The organism is Shewanella sp. FeAMO, assembly GCF_053653955.1.
Map to the genome: position 1 here is coordinate 1,692,458 of NZ_CM132201.1, position 24,693 is coordinate 1,717,150.

The 24,693-nt window shown below is 53.4% G+C and carries 25 protein-coding genes; all 25 read left to right on the forward strand.

Translation table 11 applies throughout. The features are described 5' to 3' along the window. Positions 1–22 precede the first annotated feature (22 nt). The 25 genes from fliD (at position 23) to ACWAU4_RS07750 (ending at position 24,677) form a co-directional block, all read left to right on the forward strand. The gene (fliD, locus tag ACWAU4_RS07630; RefSeq protein WP_044734078.1) at positions 23–1,393 is read left to right on the forward strand and encodes a flagellar filament capping protein FliD; all 1,371 of its coding nucleotides are present in this window, start codon (positions 23–25) and stop codon (positions 1,391–1,393) included. Between the two features lie 12 nt (positions 1,394–1,405). After that, the gene (locus tag ACWAU4_RS07635) at positions 1,406–1,729 is read left to right on the forward strand and encodes a hypothetical protein (protein WP_025011057.1); all 324 of its coding nucleotides are present in this window, start codon (positions 1,406–1,408) and stop codon (positions 1,727–1,729) included. Positions 1,730–1,735: 6 nt separating this feature from the next. Continuing rightward, on the forward strand, positions 1,736–2,146 hold the full coding sequence (fliS, locus tag ACWAU4_RS07640; protein ID WP_025011058.1) for a flagellar export chaperone FliS: 411 nt from the start codon (positions 1,736–1,738) through the stop codon (positions 2,144–2,146). A 278-nt stretch (positions 2,147–2,424) separates the two neighbouring features. Then, the gene (locus ACWAU4_RS07645) at positions 2,425–3,855 is read left to right on the forward strand and encodes a sigma-54 dependent transcriptional regulator (protein ID WP_025011059.1); all 1,431 of its coding nucleotides are present in this window, start codon (positions 2,425–2,427) and stop codon (positions 3,853–3,855) included. A gap of 79 nt (positions 3,856–3,934) precedes the next feature. After that, positions 3,935–4,999, forward strand: a complete 1,065-nt coding sequence (locus ACWAU4_RS07650; protein ID WP_045282488.1) for a sensor histidine kinase — start codon at positions 3,935–3,937, stop codon at positions 4,997–4,999. Next, complete coding sequence (locus ACWAU4_RS07655; protein ID WP_045282487.1) at positions 4,996–6,327, forward strand: sigma-54-dependent transcriptional regulator; 1,332 nt, start codon at positions 4,996–4,998, stop codon at positions 6,325–6,327. The genes ACWAU4_RS07650 and ACWAU4_RS07655 overlap by 4 nt, the downstream gene beginning before the upstream one ends. A gap of 177 nt (positions 6,328–6,504) precedes the next feature. Then, positions 6,505–6,837, forward strand: a complete 333-nt coding sequence (fliE, locus tag ACWAU4_RS07660; RefSeq protein WP_025011060.1) for a flagellar hook-basal body complex protein FliE — start codon at positions 6,505–6,507, stop codon at positions 6,835–6,837. 41 nt (positions 6,838–6,878) lie between these two features. Continuing rightward, positions 6,879–8,588 carry a flagellar basal-body MS-ring/collar protein FliF gene (fliF, locus tag ACWAU4_RS07665; RefSeq protein WP_025887432.1) on the forward strand — a complete coding sequence of 570 codons (1,710 nt, stop codon included), beginning with the start codon at positions 6,879–6,881 and terminating at the stop codon, positions 8,586–8,588. Next, positions 8,581–9,624: a flagellar motor switch protein FliG gene (gene fliG, locus ACWAU4_RS07670; protein ID WP_025011061.1), complete on the forward strand. Its 1,044-nt coding sequence runs from the start codon at positions 8,581–8,583 to the stop codon at positions 9,622–9,624. Before fliF ends, fliG begins: the two co-directional genes overlap by 8 nt. Before the next feature lie 13 nt (positions 9,625–9,637). After that, a complete protein-coding gene (gene fliH / locus ACWAU4_RS07675) occupies positions 9,638–10,612 on the forward strand; it encodes a flagellar assembly protein FliH (protein ID WP_215793659.1) in 975 nt (324 codons plus the stop codon). Beyond that, on the forward strand, positions 10,581–11,921 hold the full coding sequence (gene fliI, locus ACWAU4_RS07680) for a flagellar protein export ATPase FliI (protein ID WP_028779131.1): 1,341 nt from the start codon (positions 10,581–10,583) through the stop codon (positions 11,919–11,921). Before fliH ends, fliI begins: the two co-directional genes overlap by 32 nt. Before the next feature lie 122 nt (positions 11,922–12,043). Continuing rightward, positions 12,044–12,493 (forward strand): flagellar export protein FliJ, encoded by a 450-nt coding sequence (fliJ, locus tag ACWAU4_RS07685; protein ID WP_045282486.1) that lies wholly within the window; start codon positions 12,044–12,046, stop codon positions 12,491–12,493. A gap of 147 nt (positions 12,494–12,640) precedes the next feature. Beyond that, positions 12,641–14,164, forward strand: a complete 1,524-nt coding sequence (locus ACWAU4_RS07690; RefSeq protein ID WP_052678480.1) for a flagellar hook-length control protein FliK — start codon at positions 12,641–12,643, stop codon at positions 14,162–14,164. 66 nt (positions 14,165–14,230) lie between these two features. Then, entirely contained in the window at positions 14,231–14,755 is a 525-nt protein-coding gene (fliL, locus tag ACWAU4_RS07695) for a flagellar basal body-associated protein FliL (RefSeq protein ID WP_045282485.1), read from the forward strand. Between the two features lie 26 nt (positions 14,756–14,781). Further along, positions 14,782–15,810 carry a flagellar motor switch protein FliM gene (gene fliM / locus ACWAU4_RS07700; RefSeq protein WP_025011066.1) on the forward strand — a complete coding sequence of 343 codons (1,029 nt, stop codon included), beginning with the start codon at positions 14,782–14,784 and terminating at the stop codon, positions 15,808–15,810. An 11-nt stretch (positions 15,811–15,821) separates the two neighbouring features. Continuing rightward, positions 15,822–16,202 carry a flagellar motor switch protein FliN gene (fliN, locus tag ACWAU4_RS07705; RefSeq protein ID WP_025011067.1) on the forward strand — a complete coding sequence of 127 codons (381 nt, stop codon included), beginning with the start codon at positions 15,822–15,824 and terminating at the stop codon, positions 16,200–16,202. Between the two features lie 10 nt (positions 16,203–16,212). Further along, complete coding sequence (gene fliO / locus ACWAU4_RS07710) at positions 16,213–16,572, forward strand: flagellar biosynthetic protein FliO (protein ID WP_025011068.1); 360 nt, start codon at positions 16,213–16,215, stop codon at positions 16,570–16,572. Positions 16,573–16,601: 29 nt separating this feature from the next. Next, entirely contained in the window at positions 16,602–17,312 is a 711-nt protein-coding gene (gene fliP, locus ACWAU4_RS07715) for a flagellar type III secretion system pore protein FliP (RefSeq protein ID WP_243756868.1), read from the forward strand. Between the two features lie 9 nt (positions 17,313–17,321). Beyond that, entirely contained in the window at positions 17,322–17,591 is a 270-nt protein-coding gene (gene fliQ, locus ACWAU4_RS07720; RefSeq protein ID WP_025887440.1) for a flagellar biosynthesis protein FliQ, read from the forward strand. A 3-nt stretch (positions 17,592–17,594) separates the two neighbouring features. Then, the gene (fliR, locus tag ACWAU4_RS07725) at positions 17,595–18,392 is read left to right on the forward strand and encodes a flagellar biosynthetic protein FliR (protein ID WP_025011070.1); all 798 of its coding nucleotides are present in this window, start codon (positions 17,595–17,597) and stop codon (positions 18,390–18,392) included. After that, complete coding sequence (gene flhB / locus ACWAU4_RS07730) at positions 18,392–19,528, forward strand: flagellar biosynthesis protein FlhB (protein ID WP_044734083.1); 1,137 nt, start codon at positions 18,392–18,394, stop codon at positions 19,526–19,528. The genes fliR and flhB overlap by 1 nt, the downstream gene beginning before the upstream one ends. Before the next feature lie 62 nt (positions 19,529–19,590). Continuing rightward, complete coding sequence (gene flhA / locus ACWAU4_RS07735; protein WP_028779136.1) at positions 19,591–21,696, forward strand: flagellar biosynthesis protein FlhA; 2,106 nt, start codon at positions 19,591–19,593, stop codon at positions 21,694–21,696. 6 nt (positions 21,697–21,702) lie between these two features. After that, positions 21,703–23,079: a flagellar biosynthesis protein FlhF gene (flhF, locus tag ACWAU4_RS07740; protein WP_045282484.1), complete on the forward strand. Its 1,377-nt coding sequence runs from the start codon at positions 21,703–21,705 to the stop codon at positions 23,077–23,079. Positions 23,080–23,083: 4 nt separating this feature from the next. Beyond that, complete coding sequence (locus tag ACWAU4_RS07745; protein ID WP_025011072.1) at positions 23,084–23,965, forward strand: MinD/ParA family protein; 882 nt, start codon at positions 23,084–23,086, stop codon at positions 23,963–23,965. Then, entirely contained in the window at positions 23,958–24,677 is a 720-nt protein-coding gene (locus tag ACWAU4_RS07750) for an RNA polymerase sigma factor FliA (RefSeq protein ID WP_025011073.1), read from the forward strand. The genes ACWAU4_RS07745 and ACWAU4_RS07750 overlap by 8 nt, the downstream gene beginning before the upstream one ends. The last annotated feature ends 16 nt before the right edge of the window (positions 24,678–24,693 follow it).

Genomic DNA, 24,693 nt, shown 5'->3' on the forward strand with positions numbered 1-24,693 from the left:
TTAACGTGAGATAGAGGTTGATATGGCATTAACAGCAACAGGTTTGGGGTCGGGGCTCAATATTACCGAGATCGTCAAGGTCTTGGTTGACGCCGAGAAAGTGCCTAAAGAGGCGATTTTCAATAAGACCGAAGATACGATAGATGCCAAGGTTTCTGCCATAGGAACCCTCAAGAGCCAGCTGTCCAAGTTCCAGGATGCGCTGAAAAAGCTCCAGGATGGCGGCGCCTTGAATCAACGTACTGTTACCTTGGGCAACGAAGACTTCTTTACTGCCACTGCAGGTAAAAACTCTTTGCCCGGCTCCTACAACATCAAGATTGAGGCCTTGGCACAGCAACACAAGGTTGCCGGTGCTGCCACCGCCGATGCCAGTGCCGCGGTCGGTGAAGGAAGCCTACAATTTGCGGTCAATGGCGAGAATTTCAGCGTCGATGTGGAAGCCACAGATTCGCTTGAAGATATTGCCAAAAAAGTGAATGCCAATGCCGATAATTCGGGGGTTACCGCCACTGTCATCACCAGTGATGCCGGCAGCCGTTTGGTATTCAGCTCCGACAAAGAAGGCACGGATAACCAGATAAGCGTAACCGCAACTGATACTTCAGGTACCGGGCTTTCAGATATGTTTGGTGCCGGTAATCTTGAAGAGATCCAGGCTGCCAGCAACGCCGTACTCTATATTGACGGCCAGAAGCTGACTTCCCAATCCAATGAAGTGAAAGACGCCATCCCCGGCGTGACGCTCAACCTCACTGATGCTGATGTCAACAAGACCACTAAGCTGACCATAGCTCAGGATACCGATGCGGTTAAAGAAAACGTCAAAGGTTTTGTTGATGCCTACAATAGCCTGATCACCTCGATAGAAAAGCTCTCGGCCTATGATGTAGACAAAAAAGAGGCTGCAGCGCTGCAGGGTGACTCCATGATCCGCTCACTGGAATCTCAGTTACGCTCCGGGATCAGTGACAGGGTGGCGACGGCCGACGGTACTATTGCACTCTATGATATTGGCATTAAAACCGACAGATATGGCAAACTCTCGATTGATGATGCCAAGCTTGATGAGGCCATCAAGACCAATATGGACGGGGTCGAAGCGCTGTTTTCCACCAAGGATACCGGCCTAGCCAACGCCATGGATGAATTGGCCACGACCTACGTCAAGGCCGGTGGTGTAATAGACACCCGCAATCAGGCCTATACCGGCGATAAGCAACGTCTTGCGGATCAGCGTGAGGCCTTTGCCCTTAAAATGGAGTTGCTGGAAGCCAGATTGACCAAGCAGTTCAACGCGATGGATCTGGTGGTTGGCCAGTTGTCAGCACAGGGACAGAACGTAATCGGTGCCCTGAACTCCTTGCCGGGTGTCGTCAAGAAGAGTAGCTGATTGGGATAAAAGATGCAGGTAACTGAAGAACTGAATCAGATCAACGAATTGTTGCGCCGGGCTCTGGATTGTTTACTGACAATTCCCGCCGAGGATGAAAAAACTGACGAGTTGGTCTCTAATTTGCAAGAGCTGGTAAGCAGGCGTCAAACTTTGCTCCAGACCCTGATAGAGGAAGTGCAGAGTCCTGAGTTGCTAGAGGAGCAATTGGAGCTGACTGCCACTTTTGAGCAGCATGCCAAAGCGATACGCCAACAAAGGCAGGAGCTATTGGCGCTCAGGAGTCAGAACAAACGTCAGGTCAATGTTTACAAGTCTATAGATGCAAATAGGTAGGTATTTATGAGAGGGTCGCTACAGTCTTATCGTAAGGTGTCATTGGAGAGTGAAATCTCAGTTGCATCACCGCACAGGATCATTCAGTTGATGTTCAACGGCGCATTGGAGCGTATTGCCCAGAGTCGTTACGCCATAGAGCAAGGCGACCAGTCGTCCAAGGGAATTTTCATCAACAAGGCGATTGGTATTATCACAGGTCTCAGCAACAGCCTGAATATGGAAGCCGGTGGTGAGATAGCCAAGAATCTCAGCAACCTTTACGACTTTATGCTGCGGCGTATCTCTGAGGCCAATCTGAATAATGATGTTCAGGCGCTGGATGATGTTGCGGCCGTGCTGCGGGACATCAAAGAAGCCTGGGATGCCATTCCCGCTGATAAACATCACCTTACGGCTCACGAAGAAAACCGTTGAGTTATTAACCATTCGAGATAAAGGCGCCTTTGGCGCCTTTTTGACTTACGCCATTTAATTGACGATATTAGCTCTTAAGTGCTGAATTTGGACTAAAATCAGGAAGGGTTAGGCAGAAAAGCCATCCTAGGCTTGCTTATATCGTGCCGATAATACAATATTCAGCATTGCTACAAATTTAGCTGAGTATGTGAAGAAAGCATTGCCAGACTTTCCAGAGCAACTAACACTAATAATTAATGCGAATCCATAATTGCCAAAGCTTAGCGGCCCACTGAATGATGCATACAGATCAACGAATTTTACTTGTCGGAAACCCCTCTGAGCGCACCAGTCGCTTATCTTGTGTTTTAGAGTTTATTGGTGAGCAAGTGGAAGTTGTGGCTCCCGAGGCTATCGACGCGCAATCTCCGGAAACTCGATGTCGGGCCATGATATTGGTCAGTGACGGTATAGAGGACGAGGCGCTGCAGTCGCTGATGCTTAAACTGCCATGGCAGCCTATGTTGCTGTTGGGGCAAAGCAATGCCAATCCTTCCAATCTACTCGGCAAGATTGAAGAACCTCTCAGCTATTCCCAACTGACTGAACTGTTGCATTTTTGCCAGGTCTTCGGTCAGGTCAAGCGGCCGCAGGTACCAACCAGTGCCAACCAGACCAAGCTGTTCCGCAGCCTGGTAGGGCGCAGCGACGGCATTGCCAATGTGCGCCATCTGATTAACCAGGTTTCGGGATCTGATGCCACTGTGCTGGTGCTCGGCCCCTCTGGTACCGGCAAGGAAGTGGTTGCCCGTAATATTCATTATCTTTCAGAGCGTCGCGATGGCCCTTTTATTCCGGTCAACTGCGGTGCCATTCCTCCAGAGCTGTTGGAAAGTGAACTATTTGGCCATGAGAAAGGCTCCTTTACCGGTGCTATCAGTGCCCGTAAGGGACGTTTTGAGCTGGCCGAAGGCGGCACCCTGTTCCTCGATGAGATAGGTGATATGCCGCTGCAGATGCAGGTCAAGCTGCTGCGGGTGCTGCAGGAAAGAGTATTTGAACGTGTGGGTGGCAATAAGGCGATTACCGCCGATGTGCGAGTGGTAGCTGCGACCCACAGAGATCTGGAAACCATGATTGAAGGCGGTGAATTCCGCGAAGATCTCTTCTATCGCCTCAATGTGTTCCCCATCGAAATGCCACCTCTGTGTGAGCGTCGGGATGATATCCCCTTGTTGCTGCAGGAGTTGGTCAGTCGGGTATTCAACGAAGGCAAGGGACGGGTGCGTTTTACCCAACGCGCCATTGACTCTCTCAAGGAACACGCCTGGTCGGGCAATGTCCGCGAGCTGTCCAATCTGGTAGAAAGGTTGACAATCCTCTATCCGGGCGGCCTGGTCGATGTTAACGACCTGCCGGTCAAGTATCGCCATATCGATGTGCCCGAGTATTCGGTCGAGGTCAGTGAAGAGCAACTGGAGCGTGATGCCTTGGCATCCATCTTCAATGACGAAGAGCCGGTCGATTTGCCAGAGACCCGTTTTCCCAGTGAGCTGCCTCCGGAAGGGGTCAATCTCAAGGATCTCTTGGCCGAATTGGAAATCGACATGATACGTCAGGCGCTGGATCAGCAGGACAACGTCGTTGCCCGCGCCGCTGAAATGCTGGGTATTCGCCGCACCACCTTGGTGGAGAAAATGCGCAAATACGGCATGAGTAAAGACTAAGCTACTGATAATTTAGATTTTTAAATTGGCATAAACTCTGCATTAACCCTGTCAGCATCGTATTTTTGACGGGGTTAATATGTCTGCAAGCCCACTGGCTCAGCTCGAAACCATCTCTCATCATGGCCGCGAATGGATCCCGGTAAGGGAAGCCGCCAATATGTCCAATCGTATGGAGCATATTCTGCAGGCCATGCCTTCGGGCGTCGTTATCCTCAACGGTGACGGCTTGGTCAGTGAAGCCAACCCGGTTGCCGAATCTTTGTTGGGTGTTCCTCTGGTTGGTCAGCGCTGGCTGACTATCATCAATCGCGCCTTCGCGCCGCAAAAAGACGATGGTCATGAAGTTTCCCTGCGTAATGGCCGCCGGGTGAAGCTGGCTATTACGCCTCTGACCCCGGAGCAGGGGCAGCTGATTATGCTGACCGATCTCACCGAAACCCGACTGTTGCAGCAAAACCTTTCCCACCTTGAACGCTTGTCTGCGCTCGGGAAAATGGTAGCCACTCTGGCGCATCAAATACGCACTCCTCTGTCTGCCGCTTTACTCTATGCCGCCAACTTGGGCAGTCCAAGGCTGGATGCCGGCTCCAGAGAGCGTTTTCAGGGCAAATTACTCGACCGGCTTTCCGAGCTGGAGCAGCAGGTCAATGATATGTTGTTGATTGCCAAAGGTAAGCAAGAGGAAGCCTGCGATAGAGTGCCGTTCTCGACGGTGCTGGAAAAAGTCATGGCCAACTGTGAGCCCATCGCTGCCAGGCAAAATGTTGAATTGAGCCTGCAAATTGAAGGCGATAGCGAGATGCAGGTCAATCTTCATGGCTTGAGTTCTGCTATCAATAATCTGGTGATCAATAGCCTGGAAGCCGGCGCCAAAAGAGTCATTTTGCGCCTGAGCTGCGATCAGGCACTGCGCCTCGATGTGATAGATAACGGCAAGGGCCTGGACAGCAAGATGCAAAAGCAGGTGCTGGAGCCTTTTTTCACCACCAAGCGTCAGGGGACAGGGCTTGGGCTGGCGGTGGTGCAGTCAGTGGTGCGCAGCCACGGCGGCAAATTGGACCTCAGCTGTAAGCTGGGTGCAGGTTGTACCGTCACGCTGACATTCCCGTTAACGACAGACTCTCAAGGAGGCGTGGCATGAGCGAAGCAAAAATTTTGTTGGTGGAAGACGATGCCGCGCTTCGGGAAGCACTGCTCGATACCTTGCTGCTCGCCAGTTATGAGTGCGTCGATGTCGCCAGCGCCGAAGAAGCGATAACCGCTTTGAAAGGTAATCGTTTTGATATGGTGATAAGCGATGTGCAGATGGAAGGTATCGGCGGTATGGGGCTGCTGGATTATCTGCGTCAGCAACATCCGCAGCTGCCGATCCTGTTGATGACAGCCTATGCCACCATCGACAATGCCGTCAGCGCAATCAAGCTGGGGGCCGTGGATTATCTCGCCAAGCCGTTTGCCCCTCAGGTATTGCTCAATCAGGTGAGTCGCTATTTACGCCCCAAGGTGGTTAGCGGCGGCCCAGTGGTGGCCGATGAAAAGAGCCTGGCCTTGCTGGCACTGGCGCAGCGGGTGGCCGCCTCAGAAGCCTCTGTGATGATAAGTGGCCCCAGCGGTTCGGGTAAAGAAGTGCTGGCTCGCTACATTCATCAGCACAGCCAAAGGCCTGACGGGCCTTTTGTGGCGATTAATTGCGCCGCCATCCCGGAAAATATGCTGGAAGCCACCTTGTTTGGCTACGAGAAAGGCGCCTTTACCGGGGCTTATCAGGCTTGCCCCGGTAAGTTTGAACAGGCTCATGGCGGCACTCTGTTGCTCGATGAAATTTCCGAGATGGAGCTGGCATTGCAGGCCAAGCTGCTGCGGGTGCTGCAGGAGCGCGAGGTTGAACGTTTGGGAGGCCGCAAGACCATCAAGCTCGATGTCCGGGTGCTGGCAACCTCCAACCGGGATCTGAAAGAGATGGTGGCCAAGGGCGAGTTTCGCGAAGACCTTTATTACAGGATCAATGTGTTTCCGCTTGCCTGGCCGGCACTGAACCAAAGACCGGCGGATATCATCCCGTTGGCCAAACATCTGTTGGCGCGTCACGCTGAAAACGCGGCGATTAACCCGGTGCCAGTTCTCAGCGATGCTGCAGTGCGACGTTTGTTGGCCCACCGCTGGCCGGGGAATGTCCGTGAGCTGGATAACGTGATCCAGCGGGCGTTGATCTTGAGTCAAGGGCAGATAGAAGCGGGCGATATTATTATCGATTTGCAGGATGTTGCTTTGGGAGATACCACAGCCCCGGAAACACCGGAGGCGCTTGGTGATGAGCTCAAGGCTCAGGAGCATGTGATTATTCTTGAGACTCTGGCCCAGTGTCAGGGCAGTCGCAAGCTGGTGGCAGAGAAATTGGGGATCAGTGCCCGCACTCTCAGATACAAGATGGCGCGCATGCGTGAGATGGGCATAGAGGTGCCCGCCTGAGTCATCTCCAAAGCGGCCGTCAGGCCGCTTTCCAATTCCTGTGTTTTTCCTCAGGCCCTGGGTGAATTCAGGGCGTTTACCTAGCTTAACTTTGACTATTCCATTTTTGGCAAACTAATTGCATAGAGTCTGGTAACCCAGATTTTTCGTCAATTCGCTGACGACAGGAGTGAGAAGATGCAAATAGGTGCCAATTCTTTATTGCAAGAAATGCAATCACTTAAAGGTGAAATTGCCCCAACGGGATTTCAGTCTTCGCCTGTACGCCAGGTGGGCAATACCACAGGAACTGATTTCGGCCAATTACTGGCCCAGGCCGTAGGCAATGTCAGTGAGTTGCAAAGCACATCATCCAATCTGGCCACCCGGCTGGAGATGGGCGACACCACAGTGTCTCTGTCTGACACTGTCATTGCCCGCGAGAAAGCCAGCGTCGCATTCGAGGCCACAGTGCAGGTGCGCAACAAGCTGGTCGAAGCCTACAAAGAGATTATGAGCATGCCTGTTTAAGGCATGCTTGCATCACAGATCCCGGATAACAGGAACGCACCGTGAGCACAGAATTAGTAGCAGGATCCAATGTTTCCGCCGGTGGAACAACGCTGGAAGGGGTCCAACAGGAAAACAAGTCGGGTGTATTGGGCTCCCTCGGGGGAGTGGATATGCTGCGGCAGATCACCATGATCCTGGCATTGGCTATCTGTCTGGCTCTGGCGGTATTTGTGATGATCTGGGCTCAGGAACCGGAATACCGACCTCTGGGCAAGATGGATACCCAGGAGATGGTGCAGGTACTCGATGTGCTGGATAAGAACCGGGTACCGTACAAGATTGAAGTCGATGTGATCACTGTGCCTGAAGACAAGTATCAGGACGTGAAGATGATGCTGAGCCGCGCCGGCATAGATTCCAGTGCCGAGGCCAAGGATTATCTGAGCCAGGATTCCGGCTTTGGTGTCAGTCAGCGGATGGAACAGGCCAGGCTGAAGCAGAGTCAGGAGATGAACCTGGCGCGGGCGATTGAAGAGCTCAATAGTGTCAGCCGTGCCAAGGTGATCCTGGCGCTGCCGAAGGAAAATGTGTTCGCCCGCAATCGCGCCAAACCCAGTGCCACAGTGGTGGTCAATACCCGTAGGGGCGGTTTGGGACAGGAAGAAGTTGATGCGATAGTCGATATCGTTGCCTCAGCGGTTCATGGCATGGAACCCAGCCGGGTTACAGTGACAGACTCCAACGGCCGCTTGCTGAACTCAGGCAGTCAGGATGGGGTGTCTGCCCGCGCCAGACGCGAGCTTGAGCTGGTGCAGCAAAAAGAAAACGAATACCGCACCAAGATTGACTCGATTCTGATGCCGATCCTCGGTCCGGAAAACTTCACTTCTCAAGTGGATGTCAGCATGGACTTCACCGCAGTCGAGCAAACTGCCAAGCGTTTCAATCCGGATCTGCCATCTCTTCGCAGTGAAATGACAGTGGAAAACAACAGCGTTGGTGGCAGCAGTGGCGGTATCCCCGGAGCTCTTTCCAATCAGCCGCCGATGGAGTCCAATATTCCTGAAAACGCTGCCGATGCCGCAGAAAGCAGCAGTGTTACTTCAGGCAACAGCCATAGGGAAGCGACCCGTAATTTTGAGCTGGATACCACCATCAGCCATACCCGTCAGCAGATAGGTGTGGTACGCCGGGTCAGTGTCTCAGTGGCGGTCGACTACAAGGCAGGTGCTGCAGGTGAAAATGGGCAGGTTGCCAGAGTGCCTCGCACAGGTGAAGAGATGGCCAATATCCGTCGCTTGCTGGAAGGCGCCGTTGGCTTCAATAGCCAAAGGGGTGACATGATAGAAGTGGTGACTGTGCCCTTTATGGATCAGCTGGTTGAAGACCTGCCTGAGCCACCTCTGTGGGAGCAGCCCTGGTTCTGGCGGGCGATGAAACTCGGCATAGGTGCCTTGGTGATTTTGGTGCTTATCCTGTTCGTGGTGCGTCCCATGCTCAAACGCCTCATCTATCCCGATGGCCAGAATATGCCGGACGAACCTGCGCTGGGGCACGAGCTGGCAGATATTGAAGATCAGTACGCTGCCGACACCCTGGGTATGCTCAACCGCCCTGAAAGTGAATACAGCTATGCCGATGACGGTTCGATTCTGATACCGGATCTGCACAAAGATGATGATATGATTAAGGCCATACGTGCTCTGGTGGCCAATGAACCTGAACTGTCCACCCAAGTGGTGAAGAACTGGTTGCAAGAAGATGCCTGAAAAAAAAGCGGATAAACCAGCCGAGAGCGGCTTCGACGTCAAGAATCTCAACGGGATTGAGAAGACCGCCATTTTGTTGCTGAGTCTCAGTGAAGCCGATGCGGCCTCTATTCTCAAACACTTGGAACCCAAACAGGTTCAAAAGGTGGGTATGGCCATGGCGGCCATGCAGGAGTTCGGCCAGGAGAAGGTGGTTGCGGTTCACAAGCTGTTTCTGGATGATATCCAGAAATACTCCTCCATAGGCTTTAACAGCGAAGAGTTTGTGCGTAAGGCACTGACTACCGCATTGGGTGAAGACAAGGCCGGTAACCTTATCGAGCAGATTGTCATGGGCAGCGGCGCCAAAGGCCTCGACTCGCTCAAGTGGATGGACGCCAGACAGGTGGCGACTATTATCCAGAACGAACACCCGCAGATCCAAACCATTGTTTTGTCCTATCTTGAACCGGATCAGGCGGCGGAAATCTTTGCCCAGTTCCCGGAAAACACCCGTCTCGATTTGATGATGCGTATCGCCAACCTCGAAGAGGTGCAACCTGCAGCACTGCAGGAGCTGAACGACATCATGGAGAAACAGTTTGCCGGTCAGGGTGGCGCCCAGGCCGCCAAGATGGGTGGCTTGAAGGCCGCTGCCAACATTATGAACTACCTGGATACCGGGGTGGAGAGCCAACTGATGGAAACTCTGCGCGAGTCCGACGAAGAGATGGCGCAGCAGATCCAGGACTTGATGTTCGTGTTCGAAAACCTGATCGATGTCGACGACCGTGGCATTCAGACGCTGCTTCGGGAAGTGCAGCAGGATGTACTGATGAAGGCGCTCAAGGGCGCCGACGAGCCACTGAAGGAGAAGATCCTCGGCAATATGTCCAAACGTGCCGCCGAATTGCTGCGTGACGATCTCGAGGCCATGGGGCCAATTCGTATCAGCGAAGTGGAAGTGGCCCAGAAAGAGATATTGTCCATCGCCCGTCGCTTGTCCGATGCCGGAGAGATTATGCTCGGTGGCGGCGGCAGTGAAGAATTCCTTTGACAGGCGAGTTTGAATGACAGACAAAAAGGTGTCCCACAACATTTTGCCGCCGGATGAAGCGGACGAGTTTGTTAATTGGCAGTTGCCCGATGTGGGTGACGCCATGCCGCTTAAGCCGAGTAATCTGTTTGGCTATAAGCCTGGACGTATAGAGCCCAAGACCGCCGAAGAGGCTGTATCACCACCGACTTTGGCTGAAATCGAATCTATCCGCGAGCAAGCCGAGCAGGAAGGTTTTGCCGAAGGCAAGGAACAAGGGCTGGCCAAAGGCCTGGAGGAAGGCCGTCTTCAGGGCTTGGAGCAGGGCCACAGTGAAGGTTTTGCCCAGGGACTTGAGCAAGGCCGGGAAGAAGGCTTGCAACAGGCCGCCGTCATGATAGAGCGTTTCGACGCCTTGCTTGCTCAGTTCGAGGCGCCGCTGGCGCTGCTGGATACCCAGATAGAAGAATCTTTACTGACCTTGGTCGGCACTTTGGCGCGCAACCTCATAGCCCATGAGCTGAAGACCCACCCGGAACATATACTGGCGGCGCTCAGGCAAGGGATAGATGCCCTGCCACTCAAAGAGCAGAAAGTGAATCTGCGTTTGCACCCGGAAGATATGGCTTTGGTCAGCGAGCTCTACGGTGAAGAGCAACTGACACGTAACCGCTGGACACTGGAAGCCGATCCCGGCCTCAATCGTGGTGATTGTGTGGTGGATAGCCAACGCTCGCAAGTGGATATGCGCCTGGAAACCCGTTTGGAAGGGGTGTTTGCCAATCTTGAAGCCGAACAATCCATGTTGGCGAAAAAGGCCGCCCAGCAGCAGGCCGCAATAGACGATAGGCCAAGCCCGCCGCCACAGGACAGCGAGCAGGAGCAAACGCTTGCAGATGAACAAACAGCCGCTATGAGCGACAAGGCCGAGACCGCAAGCCAAGAGGGCGAACAGCCCATCGAAGGAGACACTCATGATGCAGCAGCGCCGAAGCCAACTGCTGAGTGAACTCAAACACTTGGCCGAAAAGCAGGCGCCGTTTCAAGCGGTTGCCAGTGGCCAGTTGGTGCGGGTGGTTGGCCTGACGCTGGAAGCCAGTGGTTGCCGGGCGCCGGTCGGCAGTCTCTGTGCCATAGATACCATGGCGGGTAAGCTTATTGCCGAGGTGATAGGTTTTGACGATGAGCTATTGTATCTGATGCCGGTGGAAGAACTCAGGGGCGTGCTGCCCGGCGCCAAGGTGATGCCGCTCGGTGAACAAACCGGGCTCAGCGTCGGTTTGAGTCTCCTTGGTCGGGTGCTGGACGGTAACGGCCAGCCGCTCGATGGTATGGGCGCCCTGCACACAGACGAACAAGCCTCGCGCCATAGCCCGGCAATCAATCCCTTGGCCAGACGGGCGATTACCGAACCGCTCGATGTAGGCGTCAGAGCCATCAACGCCATGCTTACCGTGGGCAAGGGCCAACGTATGGGGCTCTTTGCCGGCTCCGGCGTGGGTAAGAGTGTGCTCCTTGGCATGATGACCCGCGGCACCACGGCCGACATTATTGTGGTTGGCCTGGTGGGGGAGCGTGGCCGGGAGGTGAAAGAGTTTATCGAAGAGATCCTGGGCGCCGAGGGGCGGGCCCGCTCTGTGGTCATAGCCGCCCCGGCCGATACCTCCCCCTTGATGCGCCTTCGTGCCTGCGAAACCTCGACTCGGATAGCCGAGTATTTTCGCGATCTCGGCTATGACGTCCTGCTGTTGATGGATAGCCTGACCCGTTACGCCCAGGCGCAGCGGGAAATCGCCCTGGCGGTCGGTGAGCCGCCGGCAACCAAGGGGTATCCGCCTTCAGTATTTGCCAAGTTGCCCCGTTTGGTGGAGCGCGCCGGTAATGGTGGTGAAGGGCAGGGCTCGATCACTGCCTTCTATACTGTGCTTACCGAAGGGGACGATCAGCAAGATCCCATTGCCGATGCCTCGCGGGCCATTTTGGACGGTCACATAGTGTTGTCACGGGCCTTGGCCGACTCAGGGCATTATCCGGCGATAGACATTGAAGCTTCCATCAGTCGGGTGGCACCCATGGTGATAAGCGAGGCGCACCTGGAAGCGATGCGGCGCGTCAAGCAGGTTTATTCGCTCTACCAGCAAAACCGGGATCTGATCTCCATTGGTGCCTATTCCCAAGGCTCGGATCCGCGTATCGACAACGCCATACGCCTGCAACCCGCCATGAACGCCTTTTTGCGGCAGGGGATGCGCGATGCCATTAGTTTCAGCGATTGCCAGCAAATGTTGGGGCAGCTTGCTGCCCAATGTAAGGTGTAATGCCATTCAGTGCGGGAGTTTGCGTGCTCGACAAAAATGCAGTGACCATAGGGGAGCCTGATCTCAATAGAGCGCCGGGTTAAGGCCCGTAAGGCAGGCAATTTTAAGGAATAATACTACAGATGGCTAAATCCGATCCTTTGCACACAGTGTTGAAACTGGCGGTCGAAGCCGAAGAGCAGGCGGCGCTGCAGCTTAAAGCCGCACAAATGGAATGCCAGAGGCGTAAATCTCAGCTGCAGGCGCTGCAGGAATACCGTCTCGACTATATGAAGCAACTCGATGCCCAGCAGGGGCAGAGCATTGGCGCCTCCTATTACCAGCAGTTTCATCGATTTGTGCGTCAGGTAGATGATGCCATAGGGCAACAACTTGCCGTGGTCGCCGAGGCCGATAAGCAGCGGGCCTATAGACAGCAACATTGGCTGGAGAAGCAGCAAAAGCGTAAGGCGGTGGAGATGTTGTTGGAGAAAAAAGCCCTGCAGGCCGAAGCCAAAGCCGCCAAACAGGAGCAGAAACTCATCGATGAGTTTGCTTCCCAGCAGTTTTTCCGTCGCAAGCTCAACCATTGAGCCCATTCCGACATCCATTCCCGGACAATTCCTTAATATTCATTCTATATTTTTTATTGGCGTGAATTTTGCTTTGTTTGAGACAGAGACATTAATTCTGACTCGGCCTATCTTTATCTATTGAGGGCCTAGGTGCTGGAGGAAGGCATGCAGCAGTTATCCAATATCCTGATCGGCAATGCGGGCGGCAAGGGAGTTTCTGCCACAGATGCACTACAATCTACTGATAACGAAGCTTTTTTCGCCGCTTATCAACAGGCGCAGGCTAAGTTCTCGTTCGACTCGCAAGGCGCCAAGCCGGGATTTACCGGTGGCAGTCTTATCAGAGAAGGTGCCCAAGCTGAGCAGGCCGTCGATGTCTCGCTTATTCTGGGGCAAATAGCCATGGGCAAGAAATTGCCGTCTGAAGACGGCACCATAGTCACCGAAGTGGATGAGGTGAGCCTGCTGAAACAGATTGCCGCTCTCACCGGGCTCAAAGAAGATGAGATCAAGGCCATGTCTCCCGAAGAGCAGATGAAGCTCTTGGAAAACCTCAAGCAGGGGAGTGCCGAGCTTGGCATGGTAGTGACAGATAGTCTGGAAGGCGCAGAGGTGATTGCCGCTGACGAAGGCGACGAGAGTGAAGAAGACAGTGCCAAACTGGCCGATACTGATGAGAAAGCGGCAAGCAAAGGCGATAGCAAAGCAGAGGATGAAACTATAGATGCTCCTTTGCTGGCTCTCGACAAGGCGGCTGCAACAGCGGAAAAGGCCAAGTCTCAGGAAGGCGAGCAACAAATGGGTTGGCCGGATGCTGATAAGTCAGCGCGTAAGGCGGCGACTCAGGATGGTATGGCTGCTGTGGTTCGTGAAGCTGTGCTCAATGCCGCTGAGGAAAAGAGTGACAAGATCTTGGCGCAAAGCGCAATTGCCGAGAAGGCCAAGACAGATACTGCCGGCAACTTGGGGGCTGCGGTGGCCGCGGCGGCAACGTCTGTTGGCGCTGACGGCAAGAGTGACAAAGCTACGGCCAAGGATGTTCTCGCCAGCTTACTTAAGGCTGAGGTGAAAGGTACTCAGACTGCTGCCGAGGTACGAAGCCCTGTGAGTGACGCCATACATCAGGCGCTCAAGGGCGATGCGGCATCAACCCAGACAGATATCAGCCCGTTTCAGCAACAGCTGCATCAACAAGGGTTGCAGCCTCCACAGAGGGGAGAGATGGCCCAATATCAACTGTCATTGAGGCAGGGGATGGAGCAATCACTGCAAACCGCCGATATGGTGCAGCGTTTTGCCCCCGTGATGCGGCAGCAGTTGATTACCATGGTCAGTAATGGTGTGCAGCAGGCTGAGATTCGTCTCGACCCACCAGAGCTTGGAGCCATGATGGTCAGAGTTCAGGTGCATGGTGATCAGACTCAGGTGCAGTTCCATGTCACCCAACCACAAACCCGGGATATGCTGGAACAGGCCATGCCCAGATTGAGAGAAATGCTGCAGGAGCAGGGAATGAACCTGGCCGATAGCCACATCTCTCAAGGTGGTCGGGAGCAAGGCGAGCAGCAAGGTGGCAATGGAGGTGGTTTTGCCCAAGAGGGTGCCAATGGTGAAATTTCCGCCGAAGAAACGGCACAAAGCACAAATCACACAACAAGTTATGGCTCGGGTATAGATTATTACGCCTGAGCAGGTAACCTATAGGGATGGTATTTTTCCGCGGGCATTGCGGTTGATTAAGGGAAAGGGTAGAGAATGGCAGAGCAAGAAGAGCTTGAGCTGCAAGAGGCGCCGGCGCCCAAAAGCAAAAAGAAACTCTTTATCTTCGGCGGCATTGGTTTGGTGGTGTTGCTGCTGGTCGGTGCTGGCTTGTGGTTTTTCCTGGGCGGTTCAGATGACACTGCGGTCGATGCGGCCGAAGGTGAGCAGGTAACCGAAGAAGCTCAGGCCAGTAACAGCAGGGAAGCCTTCTATGTGGCCATGCCCAGACCATTTCTGTTCAACCTGCCGGGGGCCAACCGTTCCAGGTTGGTGGAGATAAAGGTACAGCTCATGGTGCGTGGCAGCGATGACGATGTCACTCTCAAGAAGCATATTCCCTTGATTGAAGATGCACTGCTGACCACTTTCAGCGGTGCCGATGTTGAAAAGCTCAGCAGCCAGGCAGGCAAGGATGAGCTCAGACAGTTGGCGCTGCTCAATGTACAAAACACACTGCAACCGGTTACCGGCCGTAAAGTCGTTGAGAAAGTGCTGTTCACCGGCTTTGTGATGCAGTAACAGGGACAAGAGGCGAAGGCAATATCGTGAGTGATTTATTAAGCCAAGACGAAATTGATGCGCTGCTTCATGGCGTGGACGACGTCGAAGAAGAGGATGCCCAGGAGTCGGGACACGACGCCCAATCCTATGACTTTTCTTCACAGGATCGTATCGTCCGTGGCCGGATGCCGACCCTGGAAATTGTCAACGAGCGCTTTGCCCGTCACCTGCGGATCAGCATGTTCAACATGATGCGCCGGGCAGCCGAAGTCTCCATTAACGGCGTGCAAATGCTCAAGTTTGGTGAGTATGTGCACACTCTGTTTGTGCCCACCAGTTTGAATATGGTGCGCTTCAGTCCACTCAAGGGGACAGCGCTGATTACCATGGAAGCCAGATTGGTGTTTATTCTGGTGGATAACTTCTTTGGTGGCGATGGCCGCTTTCATGCCAAGATCGAAGGGCGGGAATTTACCCCGACAGAGCGGCGCATAGTACAGCTGTTGCTGAAGATTATCTTTGAAGATTACAAAGATGCCTGGGCGCCTGTGATGGATGTCGAATTCGACTATCTGGATTCAGAAGTTAACCCGGCGATGGCCAACATTGTCAGCCCGACCGAAGTGGTAGTGGTCAACTCTTTCCATATTGAAGTGGACGGCGGCGGTGGCGATTTTCACATTACCATGCCCTATTCTATGATTGAACCCATCCGGGAACTGCTGGACGCCGGGGTTCAAAGCGATAAGCAAGATACCGATATGCGCTGGTCTCAGGCGCTGAAAGACGAGATCATGGATGTCGAAGTGGGGCTGGATGCACGTCTGCTTGAAAAAGAGATGACTCTCAGGGAAGTAATGGAGTTCAAGGCCGGTGATGTGATCCCGGTTGAGTTGCCTGAGCATATAGTGATGAAGATTGAGGACTTGCCCACCTACAGATGTAAGCTGGGGCGGGTAAGGGAAAACCTGGCGCTGAAGATCTGCGACAAGATCCCGCGTCCGGAAACGGTCAAGACCGAACTGCAGCTGGTAACCCGCAAGGGTAAATCCAAGGATATCTCGGATATATAAGGTGATAGAGAATGAGTACTGAAGAGATGGACGATTGGGCTGCCGCCATGGCCGAGCAGGCTGAAGAGGAGGCCAAGGCGGTTGATTTGGATGAGCTCAAGAGCGATGCCAAACCCTTGTCTGAAGAGGAAGCCGCCAAACTGGATACCATTTTGGATATCCCCGTGACTATCTCCATGGAGGTGGGGCGCAGTTTTATCAGTATCCGCAATCTGTTGCAGCTCAACCAGGGCTCGGTAGTGGAGCTGGATAGAGTCGCCGGTGAACCTCTGGATGTGATGGTCAATGGCACCTTGATTGCACACGGCGAAGTGGTAGTGGTCAACGACAAGTTCGGTATTCGTCTGACGGATGTGATAAGCCAGACCGAACGTATCAAGAAACTCAAATAAGCCGGTGGCCATGACTCAAACGACGACTCAGGCGGCAACCGCCTTGACTCACGACGGTGGCAGCAGCCTGGCGACCATGGCCAGCATGATGGGCGGGCTTATTCTGGTGCTGGCGTTGATTTTTGTGCTGGCCTACCTGGTGAAACGCCTCAATCTGGTGCCGGGCAGCCAATCGGCTATCAAGACGCTGGCAGTTACCCCGCTCGGGCAGAAAGAGAAGCTGGTATTGGTGGAACTGGATGGGCAGCAATACCTGCTGGGAGTCACTGCGGCGCAAGTCTCTTTGGTAGATAAGCTGGAGCGGCCGGTGACCATAGACAATGAGAGCTTCGCCGCCAAGCTCAGGCAGGCCAGGGTGAAACCATCATGAAATATTGGCCACTGCTGCTATTACCTCTGATGCTGCTGCCGGGCTTTGCCCAGGCTCAGGATTCGCTGTTTCCGGCGGTAACCGTGACTACCGGGCCGGATGGCTCGACTCAGTATTCGGTGACCATGCAGATCCTGCTGCTGATGACCGCCATGAGTTTCCTGCCGGCCATGGTGATCATGCTGACCTCTTTCACCCGTATCATAGTGGTCTTGTCTATCCTGCGGCAGGCTATAGGCCTGCAACAAACCCCTTCCAATCAGGTTCTTATCGGTATGAGCCTGTTTATGACCTTCTTTATCATGGCGCCTGTGTTTGACCGCATCTATGATGACGCGGTGCAGCCGTACATGAATGACAGCATGACCTTGCAGCAAGCATTCGATGCCGGACAATCGCCGCTGAAAAAGTTTATGTTGTCACAAACCCGCACCACGGATCTCAACTCCTTTATTGAGATCTCCGGCTACCAGAACATCAACAACCCTGAAGATGCTCCCATGACAGTGGTGATCCCGGCCTTTATCACCAGTGAGCTCAAGACCGCATTCCAGATAGGTTTTATGCTGTTTGTGCCTTTTCTGGTGCTGGATTTGGTGGTGGCCAGTATTCTGATGGCCATGGGTATGATGATGCTATCCCCCATGATTGTTTCCTTGCCGTTCAAGATCATGTTGTTTGTGCTGGTTGATGGCTGGACCCTGGTGATGGGCACTCTCGCCGGCAGCTTCGGTTTATAGGAGGCGCAGATGACCCCCGAGTCACTGATCGACATTTTCCGCGAAGCCCTGGCGGTGATCGTGATGATGGTTTCGGCCATAGTGGTGCCCGGGTTGATCATAGGCTTGATTGTGGCAGTGTTTCAGGCGGCTACCTCCATTAACGAACAGACTCTGAGTTTTCTGCCCAGGCTCTTGATGACCCTATTTGCACTGATGTTTATCGGTCACTGGCTGGTGCGCACCATGATGGATTTCTTTATCGAGATGGTTCACAGGATCCCGCAAGTGGTGGGCTGAGCCATGGAGATACTGTTCGACAGCATCCAACAAACTCTGGCCGCCTACCTCTGGCCATTGTTTCGGGTGGCCAGCATGTTGATGGTGATGGCGGTTTTTGGCGCCAATACCACACCTGCCAGAGTCCGTTTGTTGCTGGCACTGGCCCTGACTGTGGCAATAGCGCCTGTCTTGCCGCCCATGCCCGGAGTGGATCTTTTCTCTCTCGCAGCAGTATTTATTACTACTCAACAGATTCTTATCGGTACCGCCATGGGGTTTGTTACCTTGCTCATTATGCAAACCTTTGTGCTGACCGGGCAGATAATCGGCATGCAAACCAGTTTGGGCTTTGCTTCCATGGTGGATCCCAGCTCAGGGCAGCAAACGCCTGTGATAGGTAACTTCTTTTTGCTGCTGACCACCATGATCTTCCTGGCGGTCGATGGCCACCTGGTGATGATACGTATGCTGGTGGCAAGCTTTGAAACCTTGCCGGTATCCAGCGAAGGGATCAAAATTGCCAACTATCGCACCCTGGCTGAGTGGGGCAGTTATATGTTCGGCGCCGCGTTGACCATGTCTATCTCTGCCATTATTGCACTGCTTACCGTTAACCTCTCTTTCGGGGTGATGACCCGGGCAGCACCCCAGCTGAACATTTTTGCCATAGGTTTTCCCGTTACCATGATAGGTGGCCTGATTATTCTTTGGCTGACACTGGGGCCTGTGATGGCTCACTTCGATGAGGTTTGGCATGCGGCGCAGCTGTTGCTGTGTGACATGCTGGAGCTGACCTGTAATCTGGATGGAGTCCCCTGATGGCAGAGAACGAAGACGGGCAGGAAAAAAGTGAGGAGGCAACCTCCAGGCGCTTGCAACAGGCCAGAGAGAAGGGGCAGGTTGCAAGGTCAAAAGAGTTGGGTACCTCGGCGGTATTGTTGGCCGCAGCCGTGGGTTTTGCCATGCTGGGGCCAAGTCTGGCCGCCAGTCTGGCCTCTGTCATGAGCCGTATCTTCTCCATGGAACGGGATCAGATATTCGATACCAACAGCATGTTCAATGTCTGGGGTATAGTTGCCGCCGAGCTGGGTTGGCCTATGGCCGGTTTTATTCTGTTTCTCGGTTTCGTGGCCTTTGTCGGTAATATTGTTCTAGGCGGTATCAGTTTTTCGACCCAGGCATTTATGCCCAAGGGCAGTAAGATGAACCCTATGACCGGCTTTAAAAGGATGTTCGGGGTACAGGCGTTGGTGGAGCTGGCCAAGGGGATCGCCAAGTTTTCCGTGGTGGCACTGTCAGCCTATCTGCTGCTGAGCTTCTACTTTGAAGATATTCTCAGGTTGTCGCAGGATCACCTGCCGGGCAATATACGCCATGCATTGGATCTCTTGGTATGGATGTTTATTCTACTGAGTGCGTCCACCCTGGTGATAGTGGTTATTGACGTGCCGTTTCAAATTTGGAACCACGCCAAGCAATTGCGGATGACCAAGCAGGAAGTCAAAGACGAGTACAAGGACACCGAAGGAAAGCCCGAGGTCAAAGGCCGTATTCGTCAGTTGCAAAGGGAGATGGCCCAGCGGCGGATGATGAGTGAAGTGCCCAAGGCCGATGTGATAGTGGTTAACCCCGAGCACTTCGCAGTAGCGATAAAGTACGATGTAGACAAGTCACCAGCGCCCTTTGTGCTGGCCAAGGGCGTCGACGATGTGGCCTTTAAAATTCGTGAAATTGCCAGAGAGCACCAGGTTGCCATAGTGTCGGCGCCGCCTCTGGCGCGGGCGATTTACCATACTACCAAGCTCAATCAGCAGATCCCCGAAGGCCTGTTCACCGCTGTAGCCCAAGTGCTCGCCTATGTGTTCCAGCTCAGGCAATACCAAAAAGGCAAGGGCACTCGGCCCAAACCTATCCCTCTCAATCAACCCATCCCGGATGAATACAAGCAGTATTGAAACTAACTTGGCGCGAAACTTGCTGAACTTGGCCTAAGTGTCAAACTTCAGGCTGATAGTGAATGGATGTTAAAGCGACGCTCGGGCAACTGAGGCAAGTAAAACCGGCAAACTTCAAGGGCGTAGGCACGCCGCTTCTGGTCCTGGCGACGCTGGCCATGATAGTTTTGCCTATGCCGGCCTTTCTGCTGGATATCCTGTTTTCCTTCAATATTGCCTTGGCGCTGGTGGTGCTGCTGGTGGCTGTTTACACCCAAAGGCCACTGGATTTTGCTGCTTTCCCGACCGTTTTGCTGGTAGCCACTCTGCTCAGACTGGCACTTAACGTCGCTTCTACCCGGGTGGTATTGCTCGAAGGTCATAACGGCGGTGATGCTGCCGGTAAAGTGATTGAGGCCTTCGGCTCAGTGGTGATCGGCGGTAACTATGCCGTAGGTCTGGTGGTGTTCCTCATTCTGATTATCATCAACTTTGCCGTGGTAACCAAAGGTGCCGGGCGTATTTCGGAAGTGAGTGCCCGCTTTACCTTGGACGCCATGCCGGGCAAACAGATGGCGATTGATGCCGACCTCAATGCCGGTATCCTCAATCAGGAGCAGGCCAGGGTACGCCGCGAAGAAGTCACCCGTGAGGCCGACTTCTACGGCTCTATGGACGGTGCCTCCAAGTTTGTGAAAGGGGATGCGATTGCCGGTATTTTGATCTTGGTGATCAACATCTTGGGTGGTTTCATCATAGGAATAGTTCAGCACGGACTGAGCTTTTCCCAAGCGGTAGAGATTTACACCCTGCTGACCATAGGTGATGGCCTGGTAGCGCAGATACCCGGGCTGTTGTTGTCCATCGCTGCCGCGCTGATGGTGACCCGTCAGAATGAGTCTGGCGATATGGGACAGCAGGTCGTGCAGCAGATGTTCGACAACCCCAAATCATTGCTCATCGCTTCTGCGGTACTCTTTGTGATGGGTATAGTGCCCGGCATGCCTCATCTGGCGTTTTTAACCTTTGCCTTGCTGGCCTCAGTGGGCGCCTTCTTTATCTACAAACGTAATGAAAAGAACAAACAGCAAGCGCTGGAGCTCGCCAAGAAAGGGCCCACCGAGAAGAGCCTCAACGAACCCAAAGAACTCAGTTGGGACGATGTTCGTCACGTGGACACCATTGGCTTGGAGGTGGGTTATCGCCTTATTCCTTTGGTGGATAAAGGTCAGGGCGGCGAGCTTCTCGGCCGTATCAAAGGGGTGCGCAAGAAGCTGTCTCAGGAACTGGGTTTCCTGGTGCCGGCAGTACATATCCGCGACAACCTCGACCTTTCTCCCAATGCCTATCGCATCTCTTTGATGGGGGTGGCAAGTGGTGAAGCCGAAGTACGTCACGATTGCGAACTGGCGATTAACCCGGGACAGGTATTCGGTAAGCTGGATGGCATAGAAACCAAAGATCCCGCCTTTGGTCTGGATGCGGTATGGATTGCCCCCGAGCTCAGAGAGCACGCCCAGACTCTGGGCTACACGGTTGTGGATGCCGCCACTGTGGTGGCCACTCATCTCAGTCAACTTCTGACCAATAACGCCTCCAAACTGCTGGGCTACGAAGAAGTGCAACAGTTGCTGGATATGCTGGCCAAGCATTCGCCCAAGTTGGTCGATGGCTTTATTCCCGATGTGATGACCCTGGGTAATGTGGTTAAGGTGATGCAGAACCTGCTCAACGAGGGGGTATCGATTCGGGATCTGCGCACCATAGTCCAAACCCTGCTGGAGTACGGTCCCAAGAGCAATGATACTGAGGTGTTGACCGCCGCGGTACGTATTGCCCTTAAACGCATGATAGTGCAGGAGATAGCCGGTCCTGAGCCGGAAATCCCCGTCATAACTTTGGCGCCAGAGTTGGAACAGATGTTGCATCAGTCAATGCAGGCGACAGGGGGCGAAGGTCCGAATATCGAGCCGGGACTGGCAGAGCGTATGCAGCAGTCACTGGCCGGAGCGGCCCAGAAGCAGGAAATGGTCGGTCAGCCCGCCATATTGCTGACATCCGGCATGCTGCGTTCTACTCTGTCACGTTTTGTTAAGCACACTATTCCCAATCTGCGGGTGATCTCCTATCAGGAGGTTCCCGATGAGAAACAGATACGCATAGTGTCAGCCGTTGGCCAACAGGGGTAACCGAAAGTGAAGATTAAACGTTTTTTTGCCAAAGATATGCGTGCTGCGCTGGCTCAGGTGAAAGAGACTCTGGGGGCAGATGCCGTAATCATGTCCAACAAGAAGGTTACCGGCGGCATAGAGATAGTGGCGGCGGTTGATTACGATTCTCCCAAGCCTGCTGCGGCGCCAACCGCATCGCCTTTTATGGAGTTGGGTGAGGACAAAGTCTCCCTCGGCAGTGGTCATGTGCGCAGCAATAGTAAGACCAACCCGGAGCCTGTTGCCGATTCTCTGCAAGCTTTGCTTGAGCGGCAACAGAGCCGTTTGAATGAACAGCTGGGGCAGCAAAACAGCGCCAAAGATTTGGATATGCCTGCTTGGGCCAAAGGGCTTGGCGAAGAGCACAAGCCAGCGCCACAGCTGCGTGAAAAAACGCCTGAGCGGGCAAGCAAGGGCAACAGCGTCAAGCAACAGCAAGAGATGGAAGCCATGCGTGAAGAGCTGGCTTCCCTGCGTGGTTTGTTGACCCATCAGCTTTCCAGTTTGATGTCGGATCAGCGCAGCCGTACAGATCCTGTCGGCGCCATGTTGAAGCGTAAATTACTGGAAGCCGAGTTTTCCCCTGATGTTGCCGAGCGCCTGGCATCTTTAAGTCAGCACTATCAAAGCGCTGAACTTGGCCGTGCCTTGCCGCAAAGTCTGGCAAACCTGCTTGATAATCAAGGTGATGATTTAATGCGCCAGGGCGGCATTGTCGCGTTGGTCGGTCCTACCGGTGTTGGTAAAACCACCACATTGGCCAAACTTGCGGCCCGTTTCATTGCCCATCATGGCCCGGATTCTGTATTGTTGGTCACCATGGACCATTATCGTATCGGAGCCTTTGAGCAATTGGCAACTTATGGCAAAATAATGGGATGTCCGGTGAAGCAAGCTCATGATCTCAATGAGTTGGAGCAGATACTGTATCAGTTCCGTAGCCGGAAACTGGTTTTGATAGATACCGCAGGTATGGGACAAAGGGATATGCGCCTGTACCAACAACTGGATAACCTTGCCGCCAATACCCGTTTGCCTATTCGTAGCTATCTGGTGCTCTCGGCAACCGGTCAACGCCGGGTGCTTGAAGAGGCGGTAAGTCATTTCCAGCGAATTGATCTCGCAGGGGCGGTTTTAACTAAACTTGATGAGTCCGTCTCTTTGGGCGCCGCGCTGAGCGTGTTGATCCAAAGTGGGTTATCATTAAGTTATATTACTGACGGTCAAAGGGTTCCTGAGGATATGCAGGTAGCCGATACCCTGACCTTGGCCAAGCAGGCATTGGCCGTATTGAACAAGACAGAAGCAAGCCATTTTAATAATAAAGCCAGGTCAGAAGAGATGACCTATGCATTTGAGTAAAGCTATGACCCGGGACCAAGCGAGCGGTTTACGAATGATGAATCAACCAAATAACGAAAAAGTAAAAGTGATTGCCGTGACCGGAGGCAAGGGTGGGGTGGGTAAAACCAGCGTCTCCATCAATACTGCGGTTGCTCTGGCAGAGAAAGGCAAACGCGTCCTGGTATTGGATGCTGACCTTGGGTTGGCCAACGTGGATGTGATGCTCGGGCTGCGCGCCGAACGTAACTTATCCCATGTGCTCTCGGGTGAGTCTGAACTCGATGATATTATTGTTCGTGGCCCAAAAGGAATTGGCATTATTCCCGCCACCTCGGGCACCCAGGCCATGGTCGAGTTGACTGCGGCCCAACACGCCGGTCTTATCCGCGCCTTCAGCGAAATGAAAACCCAGTTTGATATTTTGGTAGTCGATACGGCCGCCGGGATCTCAGATATGGTACTCAGCTTCTCTCGTGCATCACAGGATGTACTCGTGGTTGTCTGTGATGAACCCACCTCAATTACCGATGCTTATGCACTGATTAAGATACTCAGTCGTGAGCATGGTGTGTTCCGCTTCAAAATTGTCGCAAATATGGTACGTAGTTTGCGGGAAGGTATGGAGTTATTTGCTAAGCTCAGTAAAGTAACCGACAGATTTTTGGATGTGGCACTGGAACTTGTAGCAACTATTCCGTTCGATGAGAACCTGCGCAAGTCGGTGCGAAAGCAGAAACTGATAGTGGAAGCTTATCCCAAATCTCCGGCCAGCATCGCCTACCATGGGCTGGCCAACAAGATTATGAGCTGGCCTATACCTCAGCAACCGGGAGGCCACCTCGAGTTCTTTGTCGAACGTTTGGTACAAAGAACTGAATACCAGGAGGAAGGTGCGAGTGAATAAAGCGGCTGCATACTCAGGTTTAAACGATAAGACACAGATCGTTGAGCAATATGCACCGTTGGTAAAACGAATAGCCCATCACCTGCTCGCGCGTCTGCCTGCATCGGTTCAGCTCGATGACCTGCTGCAGGCCGGCATGATGGGACTGCTGGAAGCTTCATCCAAATTTGATGGCAGCAAAGGTGCCAAGTTTGAAACCTTTGCCGGGATCCGCATACGTGGCGCCATGATAGATGAAATACGCCGTGGCGACTGGGTGCCACGCTCGGTTCATCGCAACAACCGGCGTGTAGCTCAGGTAATGGATGAGCTCGAACAAGAGCTGGGCCGGGATGCCCGTGATAGTGAAATTGCCGAGCGACTGGATATGTCGCTGGATGAATACCATCATATTCTCAATGATGTTTCTACCGGAAAAATCATAGGGATAGAAGACCTGGGGGTAGCGCCCGATGTACTGGTGTCGGAAGATATGCCGGCCGACGACACTTTTGAGGATCTGGCCCAAAGCCAATTCCAATCAGCCTTGACCGATGCAATTAAGCGCTTGCCAGAGCGCGATGCCTTGGTTTTGTCGCTATATTATGATGAAGCACTGAATTTAAAAGAGATTGGTGCCATTCTTGAGGTAAGTGAGTCCCGGGTGAGCCAGATCCATAGTCAGGCCATGCTGAGGCTGAAAGCCAAACTCAAGCACTGGACACAAGCGTAATTAATGATTGAGCAAC

Excerpts from the sequence above, each read along its gene's own strand:
- fliD (WP_044734078.1), top strand. The coding sequence starts at position 23 with ATGGCATTAACAGCAACAGGTTTGGGGTCGGGGCTCAATATTACCGAG.
- ACWAU4_RS07635 (WP_025011057.1), top strand. The coding sequence starts at position 1,406 with ATGCAGGTAACTGAAGAACTGAATCAGATCAACGAATTGTTGCGCCGG.
- fliS (WP_025011058.1), top strand. The coding sequence starts at position 1,736 with ATGAGAGGGTCGCTACAGTCTTATCGTAAGGTGTCATTGGAGAGTGAA.
- ACWAU4_RS07645 (WP_025011059.1), top strand. The coding sequence starts at position 2,425 with ATGATGCATACAGATCAACGAATTTTACTTGTCGGAAACCCCTCTGAG.
- ACWAU4_RS07650 (WP_045282488.1), top strand. The coding sequence starts at position 3,935 with ATGTCTGCAAGCCCACTGGCTCAGCTCGAAACCATCTCTCATCATGGC.
- ACWAU4_RS07655 (WP_045282487.1), top strand. The coding sequence starts at position 4,996 with ATGAGCGAAGCAAAAATTTTGTTGGTGGAAGACGATGCCGCGCTTCGG.
- fliE (WP_025011060.1), top strand. The coding sequence starts at position 6,505 with ATGCAAATAGGTGCCAATTCTTTATTGCAAGAAATGCAATCACTTAAA.
- fliG (WP_025011061.1), top strand. The coding sequence starts at position 8,581 with ATGCCTGAAAAAAAAGCGGATAAACCAGCCGAGAGCGGCTTCGACGTC.
- fliH (WP_215793659.1), top strand. The coding sequence starts at position 9,638 with ATGACAGACAAAAAGGTGTCCCACAACATTTTGCCGCCGGATGAAGCG.
- fliI (WP_028779131.1), top strand. The coding sequence starts at position 10,581 with ATGCAGCAGCGCCGAAGCCAACTGCTGAGTGAACTCAAACACTTGGCC.
- fliJ (WP_045282486.1), top strand. The coding sequence starts at position 12,044 with ATGGCTAAATCCGATCCTTTGCACACAGTGTTGAAACTGGCGGTCGAA.
- ACWAU4_RS07690 (WP_052678480.1), top strand. The coding sequence starts at position 12,641 with ATGCAGCAGTTATCCAATATCCTGATCGGCAATGCGGGCGGCAAGGGA.
- fliL (WP_045282485.1), top strand. The coding sequence starts at position 14,231 with ATGGCAGAGCAAGAAGAGCTTGAGCTGCAAGAGGCGCCGGCGCCCAAA.
- fliN (WP_025011067.1), top strand. The coding sequence starts at position 15,822 with ATGAGTACTGAAGAGATGGACGATTGGGCTGCCGCCATGGCCGAGCAG.
- fliO (WP_025011068.1), top strand. The coding sequence starts at position 16,213 with ATGACTCAAACGACGACTCAGGCGGCAACCGCCTTGACTCACGACGGT.
- fliP (WP_243756868.1), top strand. The coding sequence starts at position 16,602 with ATGCTGCTGCCGGGCTTTGCCCAGGCTCAGGATTCGCTGTTTCCGGCG.
- fliQ (WP_025887440.1), top strand. The coding sequence starts at position 17,322 with ATGACCCCCGAGTCACTGATCGACATTTTCCGCGAAGCCCTGGCGGTG.
- fliR (WP_025011070.1), top strand. The coding sequence starts at position 17,595 with ATGGAGATACTGTTCGACAGCATCCAACAAACTCTGGCCGCCTACCTC.
- flhB (WP_044734083.1), top strand. The coding sequence starts at position 18,392 with ATGGCAGAGAACGAAGACGGGCAGGAAAAAAGTGAGGAGGCAACCTCC.
- flhA (WP_028779136.1), top strand. The coding sequence starts at position 19,591 with ATGGATGTTAAAGCGACGCTCGGGCAACTGAGGCAAGTAAAACCGGCA.
- ACWAU4_RS07745 (WP_025011072.1), top strand. The coding sequence starts at position 23,084 with ATGACCCGGGACCAAGCGAGCGGTTTACGAATGATGAATCAACCAAAT.